The sequence below is a fragment of the Giesbergeria sinuosa genome (assembly GCF_042652905.1).
Classification (GTDB): Bacteria; Pseudomonadota; Gammaproteobacteria; order Burkholderiales; family Burkholderiaceae_C; genus Simplicispira; species Simplicispira sinuosa.
In genome coordinates this window covers 102,309-119,663 of the sequence record NZ_JBHSHJ010000010.1, presented here as the reverse complement: position 1 = coordinate 119,663, position 17,355 = coordinate 102,309, and the positions used below count along the sequence as shown (strand labels likewise).

Annotated in this window: 13 protein-coding genes; 3 read left to right on the top strand and 10 right to left on the bottom strand. The window is 59.1% G+C overall.

What is annotated here, in order from left to right; genetic code table 11:
• Positions 1-8 precede the first annotated feature (8 nt).
• From ACFO6X_RS12420 to ACFO6X_RS12375, 10 genes are all read right to left on the bottom strand, one after another.
• A complete protein-coding gene (locus ACFO6X_RS12420; protein WP_382433492.1) occupies positions 9-1,697 on the bottom strand; it encodes an FAD-dependent oxidoreductase in 1,689 nt (562 codons plus the stop codon).
• 6 nt (positions 1,698-1,703) lie between these two features.
• Positions 1,704-2,696 carry a response regulator gene (locus tag ACFO6X_RS12415; RefSeq protein WP_382433490.1) on the bottom strand — a complete coding sequence of 331 codons (993 nt, stop codon included), beginning with the start codon at positions 2,694-2,696 and terminating at the stop codon, positions 1,704-1,706.
• The gene (locus ACFO6X_RS12410; protein WP_382433488.1) at positions 2,696-6,418 is read right to left on the bottom strand and encodes a PAS domain S-box protein; all 3,723 of its coding nucleotides are present in this window, start codon (positions 6,416-6,418) and stop codon (positions 2,696-2,698) included. The genes ACFO6X_RS12415 and ACFO6X_RS12410 overlap by 1 nt, the downstream gene beginning before the upstream one ends.
• Before the next feature lie 58 nt (positions 6,419-6,476).
• Positions 6,477-8,000 (bottom strand): polyamine aminopropyltransferase, encoded by a 1,524-nt coding sequence (locus ACFO6X_RS12405; RefSeq protein WP_382433486.1) that lies wholly within the window; start codon positions 7,998-8,000, stop codon positions 6,477-6,479.
• 19 nt (positions 8,001-8,019) lie between these two features.
• Positions 8,020-8,493 carry a bacteriohemerythrin gene (locus tag ACFO6X_RS12400; protein ID WP_382433484.1) on the bottom strand — a complete coding sequence of 158 codons (474 nt, stop codon included), beginning with the start codon at positions 8,491-8,493 and terminating at the stop codon, positions 8,020-8,022.
• A 110-nt stretch (positions 8,494-8,603) separates the two neighbouring features.
• On the bottom strand, positions 8,604-8,828 hold the full coding sequence (locus ACFO6X_RS12395; protein WP_382433482.1) for a DUF350 domain-containing protein: 225 nt from the start codon (positions 8,826-8,828) through the stop codon (positions 8,604-8,606).
• Between the two features lie 20 nt (positions 8,829-8,848).
• Complete coding sequence (locus ACFO6X_RS12390) at positions 8,849-10,348, bottom strand: DUF4178 domain-containing protein (protein ID WP_382433480.1); 1,500 nt, start codon at positions 10,346-10,348, stop codon at positions 8,849-8,851.
• A 9-nt stretch (positions 10,349-10,357) separates the two neighbouring features.
• The gene (locus ACFO6X_RS12385; RefSeq protein WP_382433478.1) at positions 10,358-11,437 is read right to left on the bottom strand and encodes an SPFH domain-containing protein; all 1,080 of its coding nucleotides are present in this window, start codon (positions 11,435-11,437) and stop codon (positions 10,358-10,360) included.
• Between the two features lie 108 nt (positions 11,438-11,545).
• The gene (locus ACFO6X_RS12380; RefSeq protein ID WP_382433476.1) at positions 11,546-11,848 is read right to left on the bottom strand and encodes a flagellar basal body protein; all 303 of its coding nucleotides are present in this window, start codon (positions 11,846-11,848) and stop codon (positions 11,546-11,548) included.
• A gap of 91 nt (positions 11,849-11,939) precedes the next feature.
• Positions 11,940-13,646: a methyl-accepting chemotaxis protein gene (locus ACFO6X_RS12375; RefSeq protein WP_382433474.1), complete on the bottom strand. Its 1,707-nt coding sequence runs from the start codon at positions 13,644-13,646 to the stop codon at positions 11,940-11,942.
• Between the two features lie 281 nt (positions 13,647-13,927).
• Here ACFO6X_RS12375 and ACFO6X_RS12370 point away from each other — a divergent pair, with 281 nt between their 5' ends.
• The 3 genes from ACFO6X_RS12370 to ACFO6X_RS12360 all read left to right on the top strand — a co-directional run bounded on the left by ACFO6X_RS12370 (position 13,928) and on the right by ACFO6X_RS12360 (position 17,336).
• Positions 13,928-16,237: an NADP-dependent malic enzyme gene (locus ACFO6X_RS12370; protein WP_382433472.1), complete on the top strand. Its 2,310-nt coding sequence runs from the start codon at positions 13,928-13,930 to the stop codon at positions 16,235-16,237.
• Between the two features lie 482 nt (positions 16,238-16,719).
• Entirely contained in the window at positions 16,720-17,145 is a 426-nt protein-coding gene (locus ACFO6X_RS12365; RefSeq protein WP_382433470.1) for a barstar family protein, read from the top strand.
• Between the two features lie 23 nt (positions 17,146-17,168).
• Positions 17,169-17,336: a hypothetical protein gene (locus ACFO6X_RS12360; RefSeq protein ID WP_382433468.1), complete on the top strand. Its 168-nt coding sequence runs from the start codon at positions 17,169-17,171 to the stop codon at positions 17,334-17,336.
• Positions 17,337-17,355: the final 19 nt, after the last annotated feature.

Genomic DNA, 17,355 nt, shown 5'->3' with positions numbered 1-17,355 from the left:
GGGGAACTTCAAAGGGCGGTGCTAGCCCACAGTCCGGCATGGTGCCCGCGTGTAAAGGCTTCTTCTAACACCGAGTAGCCTGCCCAGTCGCTGTGGGCAAAAGCCAGTCGGGCCGTCGCGGGGAGCGGGCGCAGTGCGGTGCGTTCTCCGTTGGCCCGGTATGGGCCTTGGTTTGCAGGGGTCGATAGACCAATCTGACTCAGGAACTGTTGCGTGCCGGGCACCGGAATGCTCATGGCGTGGCCGTAACGGGTGATGTCCATCCGTACGGCACGCTGGCGCAAGTCGGGGTGTGGTGTATCCAGTGTGGACAGGATGGCATCGCGCCAATGTGTCCACGGGCGTTGTAGCAGTTGAGCGCGGCCATCTGGCAGATCACCCAAGGCCTGGTAGTAGCTCAGAACGGTGGGTGCGGTGCGGGGGTCTAGCCGCTGGTGCCCGGCATCGACATAGCCCAGCCCCCCCAGGTTGGTATCGCCATACAGCACGTTGTCCCAAGCGGGGGCTGCGCCGGGGCGGTCTTGCAGTGGTGCCACTATCTGGATATTGGCTACCAGCCAAGGGGCCCAGCGCAGGCGTTGGGCTGCCTCGCGCAAAAATGGGGGCGTGGGTTGTACGACTCGGGCAGCGATAAATACTGGCAGTGCCACAATGCAACGTTGCGCTTGCCAGCGTTCTAAGGTGTGCGTGGCATGGTTAAACACATCTACCTGAACATTGTGGCGCTCTTGCGCAATGCGCAGCACCGAGGTGGCAGGCTGCAATCGGCCGTCTGTTTGCAGTGGTGTGGCCAGCCGCTGGGTGATCCAGCCATTGCCTTCGGGCCAAGTGAGCACGCCTTCACGCTCGCCATGGGCACTGTCGCCCGGAGCATGAAAGCCATGTCGGCTGGCAAAGTAGTGGATGCCTGCCCAGGCGGAGACCTGTGTTGTGCTGGCACCATAGTCGTCACGGCAACAGTAGTCCAGATACCAGCGCAGATAGGGATCGTTCAGCCCTTGCTGTTCTAGCCATTGGGCAAAAGGCAAGGCATCGAGTTGTTGGTGGGTAGGGTGCAGGCGCTGGCGTGCCTGCCAGGTCTTGAGCGCAGGCATGGCAAAGTGCGCTTGTTGGTGCAGGCGCTCGACTGCCTGAGAAAATTGGCGGTATTGGGCCTGTGTGTTGGCTCCTATGTCTTGCGTTGGCAGCAGCCCTTCCTGCCAGTGGCCTTGAAAAAAGAGCCGTTCTTGTGGGCTGTGGCACAGGTGGCGCTCGTCGTATTGCCAGCGCCCAGCTACGCGTTGGCGCAGACCCAGCTCCTCAAGCAAGTCTTGCACTTCTGGGGCATCGTCTCCGGGCAAGGGCAGGTAGTGGGCACCCAGTGGGCAGGCCATGCCGCCCACCTTGCCCCCGCGGCTGTTGCCACCGGGTTGGTCTTCCAGTTCTAGCAGCACAAAGTCATGCAGGCCTGCCAGTTGCAGCCCTCGTGCGGCTGCCAGCCCGGCTACCCCGGCTCCTGCAATGACCACCCGTGTGTGGCGCACGGTGTGGGGTGTGGGCAGTGGGCCGGTGCCTAGGCGTTCACGCAGGGCATGGCCGCGCATCAGGTTGATCCCTGTAAAACCTCCGGGAAGATCAGGAGGGGGGGCGGGCTGGCAGCCCACCAGCCCCGTGCTCACCAGGGTGGTTGTGCTGGCGATGAAGTGGCGCCGCTGCATCGGTGCTCAATCGGCCCAGCGCCGTTGGATTTCTAACAGCTGCGGTACCAGTGCTACAAACAGGGGCACCAACTCTGGGTCAAAGTGCTGGCCTGCTTGGGCTTGGATGTGGGCCAGCGTGCTCTCCAGGCTCCAGGGTTCTTTGTAGGGGCGCCGTGCAGTCAGGGCATCAAACACATCGGCCAGCGCCACCATACGGGCTTCTATGGGAATGGCGTCTGCTGCCAAGCCGCGGGGGTAACCACTGCCATCCCATTTTTCGTGGTGGTTTAGGGCGATGGAGTGGGCCAGTTGCAGTAGCCCAGAGGTGTGCTCCCCGATGATTTGGGCGCCGATCTCGGGATGGCGGCGCATGACGTCCCACTCGGAGGCATCGAGTTTGCCGGGTTTGCGCAAAATGGCGTCTGGAATGCCAATTTTGCCCACATCGTGCATAGGTGCCGCATTGAGTAGATCTTCGGCCCATGCCGGGCTATAGCCAGCGGCCAGTGCCAGTTGCTGGGCATAGTGGCTCATGCGGATGACGTGCATCCCGGTTTCGTTGTCTTTGTACTCGGCTGCACGGCCCAAACGTTGCACAATTTGCAAGCGTGTCTCGCGCAGCTCGTCCATGTGAACCAGCGATAGGTGTGTGCGCACGCGTGCGCGCACCACCGGGCCACTGACGGGTTTGGTGATGTAGTCCACGGCGCCCATCTCTAGCCCACGGGCTTCGTCATCGTGGTCGGTCAGTGCCGTGATGAAGATCACCGGAATGGTGGCGGTGCATGGGTCTTGCTTGAGGGCACGGCACACGCCATGCCCATCCAATTGCGGCATCATCACATCCAGCAAGATCAGGTCGGGGTGCTGCTGGCGTGCCACTTCAAGAGCGCGGTTGCCGTCGGTGGCAAACAGCAGGCGGTAGTCGGCCTGCAACAAGTGGCGTAGCACTTGCAGGTTGGTGGGCTCATCGTCCACCAGCAGGAGTCGTGGTCGGTGGTCTTGGGGTGGATACATCAGGCGGGCTCCTTACCAGCAGCAGGCGCCATTTGTGCCTGCAAGGTTGCTAGGCACTGCTGTGCCCGGTCAAAATCGAAGTGGTCTATGGCTTGTTGCAAGGGCTCCAGCATGAGGGCGGGTAGCAGTTGCGCGAGGGCTTGCAGAGGGGCTTCTGGAAGCTCTGCCTGTGCCAGTGCCGTGCGCAAATGCCCCAGCGCCATCGCTACCTGCGTCTGTTGCTGCGCATCCAGCCGTGCAGGGGCTGTCAGGTCAACGGCGGGTGCCGTGGCGTTGGTTTGCGTTGCTTCCAAGCATTGGCTAGCAGCTGCGAGGGCACCAGACAAGGCTTGTGCCAGCGTTTGGGCGCGTGTGCCATCGGCATGGTGTGCTGCTTGCTCTAGCTGTTGGGCCAAGCTGTGCAGTGGCCCCAAGGCCAGATTGCCTGCGGCCCCGCCCAATCGGTGGGCCGCAGCCAGCAGTCCGGCCCAGTCTTCTTGTGCCAGCAAGATTGACACGGTGGCCGGTGTGTTTTGGTGGTCTTGCAGGAAACGCTCCAGCGCATTGCGCAGCAAATCCATCCGTGTCCATAGGCGCAGACCCTTTTCCCAATCAATGGCAGGCTCTGGCCCAGGAGCCCACAAGAGCGCAGGGGGGGCAGCCACCATAGGGCTGGAGACAGGGCGGATGCCCAGCACCCGGGCCATTTCCATTTGCAGGCGGGCGGGCTCCAATGGTTTGTCGGCAAAGCCGTCCATCCCTGCGGCCAAGGCGTTGCGCCTATCTTGTTCCAGCACACTGGCCGACAAGGCAATGATGGGCACTGGACGGCGTTGTTCTGCCTGTTCAAAGGTACGAATGCGCCGGGTGGCTTCTAAGCCATCAATGCCGGGCATCTGCAAGTCCATCAGCACCAGATCGAACGGATCTTGCATGAACAGTGCCACGGCCTCCTCGCCACTGTGGGCCAGCACGACTTGGTGGTTGCTGCGGGTCAGCGTCAGTTGCAGCAGCTCTAGGTTGTGTGCTACATCGTCTGCGGCCAAAATGCGCAGAGGGCGCAAACTGCTGGTGGGAGCGATAGGGGCTGGCGTGGTGGTTTTGCCCAACGGCAACGGCAGGCGCACACAGAAGGTGCTGCCCTGGCCCACCGTGCTGGTAACGCTGATGCTGCCTTGCATGAGCTCACTGAGTTGGCGTGAGATGGTGGTGCCCAACCCGGTGCCACCAAAGCGGCGCGTGGTGGAGGCATCGGCCTGTGCAAAGGGGTCAAAAATGCGCTCGAGCTTGTCGGGGGCAATGCCAATGCCGGTGTCTTGCACGTCCAGGGCCAGTACGCCTTCGTGGTAGGCCACATGCAGCGTGACATGGCCTTGTTCGGTGGACTTGAGAGCATTGCCCAACAGGTTGACCAAAATCTGTTGCACCCGCAACGCATCGCCGTGCAGCATGTCGGGCACGCTATCTGGATAGTCCAACACCAGCGCCAGTGCTTTGCGTTGGGCTGTGATGCGCAAGGAGGCCAAAATCTGTGCGCACAGCTCACGCAGTGAAAAATCGGCCAGTTCCAGTTCTACTGCACCTTTTTCCAGTTTGGCCGTATCCAGAATATCGTTGAGCAGCCGCAGCATGGAGCGTGCTGCATGGTGTACGGTGCCTAGGTGGCGCCGCTGCACGGCATTGAGTGGTGAGTCTTGCAGAGCCTCGGTAAAGCCAATGATGGCGTTCATCGGGGTGCGAATCTCATGGCTCATGTTAGCCAAGAACATGCTGCGTGCGGCAGCAGCCTGTTCGGCCCGTTCTTTGGCTTGGCGTAATTCTTGTTCCATTGCCCGGCGCAGGCTCAGGTCGGTAGCAAATTTGATGATTTTGAACGGCTGGCCTTCGGCATCAAAAATCGGGTTGTAGGTGGCATAGATCCACACCTCGCGCCCATGTTTGCCCAAACGCAAAAACTCGCCCGCCGCAATTTCGCCACCGGCCAGTTGTGCCCATAAGGCTCCATACGACGGATCTTGCACATAGCTGGGTGTGCAGAAAATGCGGTGGTGCTGGCCCTGAATTTCGGCCAAGCTATAGCCCGTCAGGTTGAGAAAGTTGGTATTGGCCGTCAGCACCCGACCTTGCAGGTCAAATTCCACCACGGCCTGCGATCGCCAGATAGCACGCACAGTGCTTTCAAATTCTGCATTGCGGGCGTGTCGGTCGGTCGTGTCTAACAGCACGCCATCCACCCATTGCATCTGCCCATGGCTATCGGCCACGCCCCTGCCTGTGCTCGATACCCAGCGCAGCGAGCCATCGCGGTGGCGCAACCGGCATTCCACCTGAAAAGCCCGGCCTTGCGCTACAGCTTGGGCCACCGCAGTTTGTACAGTTTGCCAGTCGTCGGGGGGCACCAGATGGGCAAGCCGGATACGCCCCGCCAGAAAGTCCTCTGCGGCCCAGCCCGTCAGGGTGTGTACGGCCTCACTGATGAACAGCAAACGCCAAGTGCCACTGATTTGGCCTCGGAAGGTAACGCCAGGGATGTTGCTGATCAGCGACCGGAATTTCTCTTCGCTGTCGCGCAGCGAGGCCTCCATCTCGCGGCGCTGGCGGATATCGGTCAGAAAGCCCACAAACAGTGGTGGCCCCGGCAGTTGCACCCGCCCCACCGCCAAGTGAATGGGCACCAATGTGCCATCTTTGTGCAGCGCCTCCACTTCGCGTCCGGTGCCAATGATGCGCGCTTCCCCGGTATCCAGATGGTGGCGCAGGTAGCCATCGTGTGCGCTGTGGTGTGGATCGGGCATGAGCATGTGGACATTGCGCCCGAGCACTTCTGCGGCACTCCAGCCCAAGGTGCGCTGCGCGGCGCTGTTGTAGGACTGCACGGTGCCATGTGCATCAATCATGATGATGCCGTCTACGGCGGTATCCATCACAGCGCGCAGGCGTGACTCGCTGCGCTGCGCCTCTAGAAACAGTTGCCTAAAACGCAAGCCTACGTTGATGGCTACCACCAGTGCCCCCGCAAACACTGTGACCACTGCAACGGCCAGTGCCAGCAGGATCTGACTGGTCGAATCGCCAGATCCGTCCACGCTCGTCGGACTGGTAAAGCGCAAAGCATTCATGCCGGTGTAGTGCATGGCTGAAATGGCCAGCCCCATGACGCTGCCCGCCAGTAAATTGCCTTGCCACGGCTGCCAGCGCACACGGCGCTGTAGCCCGAAGCGCACCCATAGCGCCAAAATGGCAAAAAGCACCGCCAGCACAATAGACAGGGCAAAACCCCAGGGGTCGTAGCGCGTCAGTGGGGCCATTTCGGAGGCGGCCATGCCCAAGTAGTGCATGGTGCCAATGCCGGCACCCACCACGATACCCCCTCCCACCAAGGCCCGCCCTGTGAGTTCGGAGCGGGTCAGCAGAGCCAATGCGGCCCACGATGCCAGCACGCCCGGTACGATGGACAGCAGGGTGAGCAGGGCATCGAAATGGCCACTGGCGCACAAATCAAAGGCCAGCATCCCCACAAAATGCATACCCCAAATGCCGCTGCCCAGAGCCAGGGCACCAGTCAGCAGGGCCGTGTGCCGGGCCATGCGGCCCTGCGCCCGCTGCGCCAGCGCAGCCATGTGCAACGCCATGACCGATGCCAAGATGGCTAACAAGATGGACAGCGCCACCAGTTGCGGATCATGTTGCTGCCACAGCAGGGCAGGACGGTCCGCACCGCTCAAAAAAAACGAATCAAGCATGAACAATGGGCACCAAAGCAGCGGGACAAGGACAGAACATTCTGAACGAAATGTGCCATCAGTGCCCAACCAGTCCCCATTCCTGTTCGTAGGTATGCACCAGCACCTGATTGGATAGCCGGTGAACCTCAGTGGGCACACGCGCCATATCCAGCGGAAAATCCCGCAGCAACTCTAGGGTGGGCAGATTGAGAAATTGCAAGCCGGCGGGCAGCGCCTCGGGCATGCGCCAAGGCCTGCGGCTTGCAATCACAAAGCCCCACTCGCCAAAGCTGGGCACATGGGCATGGTAGGGCATGGTTTGCAGCCCCACCGATTCAATGGTTTGCACCACCGTCCAGAAGCTGCGCCGCGCTACCAGTGGCGAGGTGGTTTGCACCACGGCATAGCCGCTGGCCGCTAAGCGTTGTTCTAGCAGCGCATAAAAACTGTGGGTATAGAGCTTGCCAATCGCAAAATTGGTGGGGTCAGGAAAATCCACCACCACCACATCAAACATCTCGGTCGTGTCTTGCAGCCACTGAAAGGCATCGGTGTTGATAATGTGTACCTTGGGGTTGCTCAAGGCATGGCTGTTGAGTTGTGCGAGTGTTGGGTGTTGGCTAAATAGCCGTGTCATTGCAGGATCTAGCTCCACCAGCGTGACCGACTCCACCGAGGGGTATTTGAGGATTTCGCGCACGGCCATGCCATCGCCGCCACCCAGCACCGCTACTTTGCGTGGGGCACCGTGGGCAGACATGGCCGGATGCACCAAGGCCTCGTGGTAGCGGTATTCGTCCCGCTGGGCAAATTGCAAATTGCCATTGAGGTAAAGCCGATGTCCGGCCTTGCCATGTGTGACCACGATGCGCTGGTAGGGTGAGGCCGCGGTAAAAACGATGCGATCTTGGTAGAACTTGTCTTCAGCAAAAGTGGTGATGTGTTCCGCACCCCACAAGGCGGCAAGCAAGGTCAGCAACACCAACAGGCAGGCCAAGGTGTGGGCCAACAGATGACGCAGCTCATGGCGAAACAGCCACAGCGCCCACAGCCCCACGGCGGCATTGAGCAGACCAAACAGCAAGCCAGTGCGAATCAGCCCCAATTGGGGCACTAACCACAACGGAAAGGCCAGCGATACCGCCAGTGCGCCCAAATAATCAAATGTGAGCACCTGCGAGACCAAATCTTTGAGCGCCACATTGCGTTTGAGAATCCGCATGACCAACGGAATCTCCAACCCCACCAAGGTGCCCACCAGCAGCACCATGCTGTAGAGCAACAGACGAAAAGCCCCTGGCACATAGGCATTGGCAATAAACAGCACTGCGGGCAAGGTGCCTCCTACCAGCGCCACCAGCAGCTCGATGCGCAGAAAGTGTGCAGGCAGCTGGCGCTCTAGGTAGCGCGACAACCAAGAGCCCACCCCCATCGCAAACAAATAGGTGCCGATGATGGTAGAAAACTGCAAGACCGAATCGCCCAGCAGATAAGACGCCAACGCCCCGGCAGCCAGTTCATACAGTAGCCCGCAAGCCGCCACCACAAACACGCTGGCCAGCAGGGCAATGTCGATGGGGCGGGGGCTGTGTGGTGTCATGGTGTGGACTCAGGCACCGTCAGGCCGAAGCCACATTGCGCCGCAGTACCACGGGCTTGCCACCCAAGCGTTTTTGACACATCCAGTGCGATAAGGCCGAATCCAGATAGTCGGCATGGCCCGGAAACCACCGGGCCAGCTCATCGGCCAACTCGCGGCAGACGGTGGTGTTGCCTTGGGCCAGCAGGCCGCGAACTTCCAGCACCGAGTTCATCACGGCTGCATGTTCATCAATATGGCAGTCACGGGCGGGAAACTCCGTCTCCACCATCCAGGTCTTTTCTTCGTCAAAGTGTTTTTGGGCGTGGACGATAAAAGCCTCGAGCAAAGCAGGCAGTTCAGTCTCAGGAGCCGTCTGCAATTGGCCGACCAGTGTGACAAACTCGTGGTGAATGTCATCCATCGGCGTAAAGCCCAACAAGAAGGCATCGCTCCATTGCAGGGTCTCAGAGGCGGACGTGGCTGGGGTGGGGGGTGTCAGGGGGCTAGACATGGATGAAATCAGAGGAGTTTTTAGAAAGCAAAAGACGTGCGGGCCATACCAGGCCCGCATGTGCTGAGGGGTGGGGTGGCTGACGCAGCAGCCAGCCATCAGGGGGTGGCTTAACCGCCGTGGATAGCTGCCGCCACAATGATGCTGATGCCCAGACACATGGCGGCCACGACCATTGCCAGTGCCTTGTTGTGTTTCTCGACAATTTCGCCCCACAGATCGTAGGGGGTGATTTTGTCAATGATGATGAAGCTGATCCAGAACACCAGCACGCCCACCAGTGCAAACAGGATTGAGCCAAAAAATGCAGCAGGTCGCAGCCATTCAAGTCCCATGATGATCTCCGGAAAAAAGTTTATTTATGACCACCGCCGGTGGAGAAGCCGCCAAACGAGCCACCTGAACTGCGGTAGCTACCCCCCGAGCCACTGGAGTTGTTGGAGCAGTTGCTCAACAGTACCAAGATGATGATGATGACGATGGCAATCAGAATGAGGGTGCCACAGCCTATGCCCGAGCTGCTGGACAGCGGGGCTGCATCTTCGCGTTTGAACAGGTTTTTGTTGCCATCGAGCTTAAAGGCTGCGGCTACCTTGTCGCTGCTGAGCTTGTTGCCGTGCGACCAAGTCACCTCTTGGGGTGTTTGCTCCATGGACAGCAGGCCTTTGGGGCCAGCAAAGTCACGGTTAAAAGTTTTTTGGCCGCGCACTACGGGCCAGTAGAACTCACCCAGCACATAAGTGGTCTCGGCGTTGTAGCTGTATTGCAGTTCGTAGCTGCTGCCCAGATAGCTGGCTGTCTTACCCCCGCCCGCTACTTTGGGGGCACCGGTAGTGGGGCGTACCAAGCTCCAACCATCTTCGGCATCGACCAAAAAGCAAAAGCCACGCTTGCGGTGAAACAGCAGGTATTCGCTCCAGCCAAACTGTTCGTCGTCGTCTGGCTCTTGGCCCATACGGTGCTGGAAGCCCACCACCTGCCAATGCACCCCCTCCAACTGGCCCAAGCTGCCCAGTGCAATCAGCGGCTGCACAGGCTCATTTTGCAGGGCGTGGTGCAACTCTGCGCCCACCCCAGCATCCAGGGTGATGATGCTGGCACAGGAGGGGCAGGTCACGCTTTTGGTGCTGCTGAGTTGCACAGTCACGGGCGCCCCGCAGTGGGGGCAGTTGAACTGGCGGCCTTTTTCTTCTTTGACCGATTCTTCTTTCAGCCCCTGCAAGTGCAGGTCTTCCAGTTGGATGGCCCGGCCACGTTCTACCTTGGGGGGCTGGCTGCCATAGTCTATGGACAGCACCTCGCCGTCCTCGCTGCGCAACTCAACGATGCCAAATGGCTCTCCCAGCGCGGGCAGCTTGGGCAGTTCGCCCTGGGCAGACATCAGTGCCGCTTGTACGTTGGCAGCCACACTGTAGGGCTTGCCATTGATGGCAGTGGTAATGCCCACGCGAAACTGGCTGGCCGCTGGCAGGTTGCGCCCCGGATCTACTGGGCGGGTAAAAACATAGGCGCCGTTGTCTTCGCCCAATGTGGCCGTGCTGCCATCGTTGAGGAAAGCCACCCATTCTGTCCAAGTGCCAGTGTCGGCCTTGTATTGCAGGCGCCCAATCAGCGTGAATGGCACATGCTGCCCATCCAACTGGATGCGCCCGCTGGCCATGAGTTGTAAGGGGCTGTGGTCGTCAAACAGCTCGGCCATCTTGCCCAGCCGCGTGAGCACATCGCCACTGCGCACCACGGTGCTTTGGCAGTAGCCACAAACCGCATGTGTGGACTGCGCACTTCTAAACTCCACCGGCGCGCCACAGCCGGGGCAGGGCGCACGGTAGCTGCGTTGGGGGGTATCGGTGGCCATCCGGGCCGCTTAGACCAGTTTTTTCAGCAGTTCGGCCTTTTTGGCGTCGAACTCTTCCTGTGTCAGGATGCCCTTGGCTTTAAGGTCGGCCAGTTTTTCAAGGGTGGACATCACCTCATCGGGCGAAATGCCTACAGGCGCAGCCGCTGGCGCTGGCGTGGCATTGGCGGGTGCAGTAGGTGCTGGCGCAGCATGAACCCCGCCCAAGCCCGATTGCAGGTTTTGCGCCAGTAATTGGCCCATCGCCATGCCCGCACCCAAGCCCATCGCATCACCGGCAATGCTGCCCCCACCGCCACCCGCTTGCCCAGCAGCCGCAGCAAATTGCGGAATGGCCTGTGCCGTTTGGTACTGCATGAACTTGGCCATGTCGTTGCCGATCATGCCCATGCCAATTTTCTGGTCGAGTAGTTTTTGCAACTCTTCGGGCAGTGACAGGTTTTGTACCGTCAGGGTCTCTAATTTGAGCCCAATCTTGGCAAAGGCGGGTTCTAGCTCTTTGGACAGGGCATTGGCAAACATCAGTTGGTTGGCTGCCAAGTCCAGAAAAGGTACGCCACTGCTGGCAATGGCGTTGCTGATGTTTTGCAGCACCAAACCGCGCAACTGACCATCCACCTCGGCCACGGTGTAGGCCTCGCGGGTGCCGGAAATCTCGGTGTGGAACAGTTTGGGGTCGGCCACACGGTAGGCGTAGTTGCCAAAGGCGCGCAGACGCACGGCACCAAAATCTTTGTCGCGAATGGTGATGGGTTGGGGCGTGCCCCATTTTTGGTCAATTTGCTGGCGGGTGCTGAAGAAATAAACATCGCTTTTGAACGGCGATTGAAACAGCTTGTCCCAGTTCTTCAGGTAAGTCAGCACGGGCAGGGTTTGCGTGGTCAGCTTGTAGGTGCCGGGGCCAAACACATCGGCCACCTGTCCTTCGTTGACAAACACCGCCATTTGCGACTCGCGCACCACCAGCGTGCCGCCGTTCTGAATTTCCATGCCCTCCATCGGAAAACGCCAAGCCAGCGTGCCGTCGCTTTCTTCTGTCCATTGCAGGATGTCAATGAACTGCTTCTTGATGAAATCAAAGAGGGCCATGCTTGCTCCCGGTGGCGTCAGAGGTAGAAAAATGCAAAAGGAACAACCATCATAGCGCCCGGCCAAGGTGCTTGGGTTGGCTCGAGCCCACCGCAGGGTGGGGGCTGTTTAGGCCCGTTCGTCCAGTAAGGAGCCCATCAGACGGCTTTCGGTCTTGACCGACAGCAGGTTGGCAGCAAAGGAGTAGGTGGCCGAAATTTGCTCTACTGCCTCTTTTTCCAGTGCGACCTTTTCGTTGCTTTCACGCTCCATACGCGCCCGCACTCCGGCGTTGTCTGGGGCCGCCTCTTGCTCTACCGCCGTACGCCGGTAGTGGGGGGTGTTGGCATTGGCCACATTGTGGGCCGAAGCGTCCAAACGCATTTGGGCTGCCCGCATACCGGAGCTGCCAATCGAAGCAAGGGAAGACATGGTTGCGATCCTGTCCAAGGTGTAGGAGGTGGGGGATGGGTGCTTGGTGAATTGTGTTCCGTTTCTGCGGCGGTGTATACCAAGGCCTGACTTAGCGTAGCAAGGGCTGCTTTTGCGCGGGGTGGTGTGGGGGCTCGCCAAGCTGGAACTGGCTGACCAGCCCCGTCAAGCGCATGGCCTGTTCACGCAGACTGGCCGAGGCGGCGGCACTTTCCTCCACCAAGGCGGCGTTTTGCTGGGTGGTGTGGTCCATTTGCGTCACGGCTTCTGCCACCTGCCGGATACCTAGGCTTTGCTCACTGGTGGCGCTGTTGATCTGGCCCATCAGGTCGGTGACGCGTTGAATACTTTGCACTACGTCCTGCATTTTCAGACCCGCCTGATCTACCAAGGCTGAGCCTTGGCTGACTTGGGCCACACTGTTGTCGATCAGCGCCTTGATTTCTTTGGCCGCCGCAGCCGAGCGCCCCGCCAGACTGCGCACCTCGGAGGCCACCACCGCAAACCCTCGGCCCTGTTCACCCGCCCGTGCCGCTTCTACCGCTGCATTGAGGGCCAAAATATTGGTCTGGAAGGCGATGCCGTCGATCACGCCGATGATGTCGGCAATTTGGCGTGAGGCGGTATTGATACCCTGCATGGTGTGAACCACCTGGGCAACCACCTGGCCGCCTTCGCCCGCAATTTCAGAGGCATGAACAGCCAACGCATTGGCCGTTTTGACGTTTTCGGCGTTTTGCTGCACGGTAGCACCCAATTGGGCCATGGAGGCTGCCGTTTCTTCGAGTGCGCTGGCTTGCTGCTCGGTGCGCGCCGACAGGTCTTGGTTGCCTTGGGCAATTTCTGCGCTAGAGGTGGCCACGTTTTCGGCATTGCTGCGCACATGGGCCACCATCGTGGCCAGTTGATCCTGCATTGTCTTCATGGCCGCCATCACACTGCCGCTGTCTGTGGCAGCCACAGAAATGTGCTGTGCCAGATTGCCCGCCCGCACGGCTTCGGCGGCCTGGCGCACCACTGCGGGTTCAGCACCGATCAGGCGCATGATTTGGTTTTTGAACAGCCACAGACCCAAAGCGGCCACTAACACATTGACCAACGCAATCAGCAGCAAAACGCCATACCAGAAATTTTTGTCGCTCTCGGCTTGGGTTACGGCAGCGGCAGTGCGTTGGTCAAGCAGGTAGAGAAATTCGTTCACCGGCTTCATGATCTTGGCTTTGAACAGGTGGTAGTTCTTGTCGTGCATCATGGCCCGCGCCCTTTCTAGGTCGGGAGCACCTTCTAAGGTAAAGCCACCCTTGCCATCAGCCAATTGGCCTTTGACCAAATTCATGGCGATGGTCTCGGTCTGCACCAGTTCGTTGGAGTTGTTCTCGGCTTCTTTGAGCTTGGCAAACTCCGCTTCGGTAAAGCCAGCTTGCTTCATCAGTGTTTGTAATGAGGTGGCCGCATCCGTGCCTTGGGGCACTTCCAGACCCGCCGCACGGAAGTCCCAGTAGATTTTGTCGTAGTGTTGGGGCCGCGGCTGTTTGCCGTTGCGAATGTCCAGAATCTCAAAATACTGGCGCTCGTAGGCTGCATCGCCCGACACCACATAGGTGCGGGCCAGACGGGTCAGATCGTCCGAACTTTGGCGCAACTCATCGGCCAGTAGATAAGAGGCATATCGGTTGTGGTTGATATTGGCCAATTGGGTATTGGCTGCCCCCAAGCGGTACAGCGCAAAAGCCAAAACGCAGGCCGTGGCTGCAATCGTGAGCAGCAACACCCGAAACATCTGTTGGATGGTTTTCATAAATTGGGGAGAAACGGTTTGTCTCTATGGCATGGATGGGCATCACAGCAGATGTTCGAGCCATTGTTGGGCTGCTGCTGCCTATGGTTCTAACAGAAACGTCGAATTTGGCAATTTGATGTTTGGCAAGTCAATACAGCACTGTGCAGTGTGGCTTGTGCGGTGGTGTCGTCCGTGGCGCAGGCACAGGTCTACAATCGCCCTCCCCTCACAGGAGCCAACGGTGCCTCCTTGGCAATCCACCAGCGCACCGCTGCTCCACTACCCGCTGGAGAAGCACCATGCCTGAATCCACGTCGGCCAATACGCCCGACAAAAAAGCCCAGTTGCGCCGCGCTGCCTTGGAGTACCACGAGTTTCCCAAGCCAGGCAAAATCGCCATTGCTGCCACCAAGCAAATGGTCAACCAGCATGATCTGGCCTTGGCCTACTCTCCTGGTGTGGCAGCCCCTTGCGAAGAAATCGTCAAAGACCCGGCAGCGGCCTTCAAGTACACCAGCCGGGGCAACCTGGTGGGTGTGGTCACCAACGGCACCGCCGTGCTGGGCTTGGGCGATATTGGCCCTTTGGCCGGCAAACCAGTGATGGAGGGCAAGGGCGTACTGTTCAAGAAGTTCTCGGGCATTGATGTCTTTGACATCGAGATCAACGAGAAAGACCCCGAAAAACTGGTCGAAATCATTGCCGCACTAGAGCCCACCTTTGGTGGTATCAATCTGGAAGACATCAAGGCGCCCGATTGCTTCTACATTGAGCGCAAGCTGCGCGAGCGCATGAAGATTCCGGTCTTCCACGATGACCAGCACGGCACGGCGATTGTGGTGGGTGCCGCCATCCTCAACGGCTTGAAGGTGGCAGGCAAAGACCCCAAAACCATCAAACTGGTCACTTCGGGCGCAGGCGCAGCCGCACTGGCCTGCTTGGGGCTGTTGGTCAAGCTGGGCATCCCGCGCGAGAACATCTGGGTCACAGACTTGGCTGGGGTGGTTTATGAAGGCCGTACTGAGCTGATGGACGAAGACAAAATTGTCTTTGCACAAAAAACCAGTGCCCGCACTCTGAGCGAAGTGATTGAAGGTGCGGATGTGTTCTTGGGGCTGTCGGCCGGTGGTGTGCTCAAGAAAGACATGGTGGCCAAAATGGCCGCTCGACCCTTGATTTTTGCCTTGGCCAACCCCAATCCCGAAATCCTGCCTGAAGACGTAAAGGCGGTGCGCGACGATGCCATCATGGCCACGGGGCGTTCTGACTATCCCAACCAAGTTAACAACGTTCTGTGCTTTCCGTACATTTTCCGGGGGGCGTTGGACTGCGGAGCTACCACCATCACCCTGGAGATGGAGATTGCCGCTGTGCATGCGATTGCCGAACTGGCACAGGCAGAGCAAAGCGAAGTGGTGGCGGCTGCCTATGTGGGTGAGCCGTTGGCTTTTGGCCCAGAGTACCTCATCCCCAAGCCCTTTGATCCGCGCTTGATGATGAAGATTGCACCTGCCGTGGCCCAGGCTGCTGCCGATAGCGGTGTGGCGCTGCGCCCGATTGCCGATATGGTCGCTTACAGCGACCATCTGCAAACCTTCGTCTACGCTTCGGGCACGACCATGAAGCCGATTTTCCAGGCCGCAAAAAAGGCCCAGCGCAAGCGCGTGGCCTATGCCGAGGGCGAAGAAGAGCGCGTGCTGCGTGCCGCGCAAATTGTGGTGGATGAGAATCTGGCCCGTCCGACCCTGATTGGTCGTCCGCCAGTGATTGCCCAACGCATCGAAAAATTTGGCCTGCGCTTAAAAGAAGGCATCGATTACGACGTGGTCAACGTAGAAAACGACCACCGTTACCACGACTTCTGGCAAACCTACCACCGCCTGACCGAGCGCAAGGGCATCACGGTGCCCATTGCCAAGATTGAGCTGCGTCGGCGTCTGTCACTGATTGGGGCCATGCTGCTGCACAAAGGGGAAGTCGATGGCCTGATCTGTGGTACTTGGGGCACCAATCCCATGCACCTGAACTACATTGACCAAGTGATTGGCAAACGTGCTGGCGTCAACACCTATGCCTGCATGAACGGCCTGCTGTTGCCCGATCGCCAAGTGTTTCTGGTCGATACCCATGTCAACTACGACCCGAGTGCCGAGCAGCTGACAGAAATCACCATCATGGCTGCCGAAGAAATGGTGCGCTTTGGTATCAAACCCAAGGTGGCCCTGTTGAGCCACTCCAACTTTGGCTCCAGCAACCAGCCTAGCGCCATCAAGATGCGTGACACACTGGATTTGTTGCGTGTGCAAGCCCCGTGGCTGGAGGTCGATGGCGAGATGCACGGTGATGTGGCGCTCGATGGTGCCGCACGGGCTGCGCTGATGCCCAGCAGCACTTTGGTGGGTGATGCCAACTTGCTGGTGCTGCCCAATATTGATGCAGCCAACATTGCCTACAACTTGCTTAAAACCGCTGCTGGCGGCAATATTGCCATTGGCCCGGTGCTGCTCGGAGCGGCCCAGCCGGTGCATATTTTGACGGCCAGTGCCACAGTGCGTCGCATCGTTAACATGACGGCCCTGACGGTGGCCGATGCCAACGTGCAACGCTGAAGCTGTTGGCCGCAGGCCATGATCTGCCTCGGCCATTGACCTCTTTGGGCCTGCCTAAATATTGGGCAGGCTCTTGCTTTTTAGGGGGGTTTGCGTCACACTACCAGTTTGAAATTTCGGGTAAACCCGCAGTTTCTGAAAGGTGTATCCATGCTGAAGGCCATCGCCGGGCAGTTGTGCAAAGCGGAAGTTTGCCAGCGTTCTGGGCGCTGTGTTCGTATGTGCATCCACACTGCCGGAGGTATCTTCTCTGGCGTTGCCACCCGGATGGCGCCACCTCCTTGGCCCGTGGGCCTGCCCCAGACTCTTTCAGTGTGTGACTACCAGCAGTGACCACTACGCCTGTTTTTGTCAGATCGTGTACCGGCCCGCCCCGCCCTGCGGCGTTGGCTTGGTCTGTCTAAGCCATCCGTCCCGGACGCAGCCGCTTGCAGCGGGCCGGGGCGCCCCCAGTTTTTGGACTTTAAGAAAGAGAAGCGGAGATGGACATGCCACTTCGTAAAGATCAAGACAATCCCCTGCGCAGCGTGCGCGCCAACATTGTGCAATCCATTCGTGCTTTTCGCGTGCAGGATTTGCAGGAGGCGGCTATTGCACTGGGGCACCATTTTCTTTACGCCAACCTCGCCCATGCGCAGTCCAAACAGGATGTGCTGGATCTGATCGCACAACAGTTCACCTTTCCGGCGCAATGTGGCAAAAACTTTGACACGCTGCACGATGGCATGACCGATCCGCTGCATCGCTCTGGCCCACAGCCTGGCTTTGTGGTGGTGCTCGAACAGATTCCGGCCACCGCCAAATTTGACAAAGAAGCCCGCGAGCAATTGCTGGATGTGTTCCGCGAGGCAGCCGAATATTGGGCTGATCGTAAGATATCTTTCCGCTGCTTCTATTCTTTTCTGTAGCCCGTTCTGCATCCCTTGGCCAAGTGGAACGGGCCATCGAGGCCGCTGATGCCCCCGTCACGGTGTTGGGCATAGACATACAGGCATCGGCCGATGAGGCGTTGCCTACGGACAGATTGGTGGATATTTCGCCGTTGGCACTGCGCATGAGCAGCCCCTTCAATGCGGGCTATTGGCTGGCCGCCGCCTGATTGCTGCACGGTTCAAGTA

Coding starts and splice junctions, on each gene's coding strand:
- ACFO6X_RS12420 (WP_382433492.1), bottom strand. CDS start 1,697: ATGCAGCGGCGCCACTTCATCGCCAGCACAACCACCCTGGTGAGCACG.
- ACFO6X_RS12415 (WP_382433490.1), bottom strand. CDS start 2,696: ATGTATCCACCCCAAGACCACCGACCACGACTCCTGCTGGTGGACGAT.
- ACFO6X_RS12410 (WP_382433488.1), bottom strand. CDS start 6,418: ATGCTTGATTCGTTTTTTTTGAGCGGTGCGGACCGTCCTGCCCTGCTG.
- ACFO6X_RS12405 (WP_382433486.1), bottom strand. CDS start 8,000: ATGACACCACACAGCCCCCGCCCCATCGACATTGCCCTGCTGGCCAGC.
- ACFO6X_RS12400 (WP_382433484.1), bottom strand. CDS start 8,493: ATGTCTAGCCCCCTGACACCCCCCACCCCAGCCACGTCCGCCTCTGAG.
- ACFO6X_RS12395 (WP_382433482.1), bottom strand. CDS start 8,828: ATGGGACTTGAATGGCTGCGACCTGCTGCATTTTTTGGCTCAATCCTG.
- ACFO6X_RS12390 (WP_382433480.1), bottom strand. CDS start 10,348: ATGGCCACCGATACCCCCCAACGCAGCTACCGTGCGCCCTGCCCCGGC.
- ACFO6X_RS12385 (WP_382433478.1), bottom strand. CDS start 11,437: ATGGCCCTCTTTGATTTCATCAAGAAGCAGTTCATTGACATCCTGCAA.
- ACFO6X_RS12380 (WP_382433476.1), bottom strand. CDS start 11,848: ATGTCTTCCCTTGCTTCGATTGGCAGCTCCGGTATGCGGGCAGCCCAA.
- ACFO6X_RS12375 (WP_382433474.1), bottom strand. CDS start 13,646: ATGAAAACCATCCAACAGATGTTTCGGGTGTTGCTGCTCACGATTGCA.
- ACFO6X_RS12370 (WP_382433472.1), top strand. CDS start 13,928: ATGCCTGAATCCACGTCGGCCAATACGCCCGACAAAAAAGCCCAGTTG.
- ACFO6X_RS12365 (WP_382433470.1), top strand. CDS start 16,720: ATGGACATGCCACTTCGTAAAGATCAAGACAATCCCCTGCGCAGCGTG.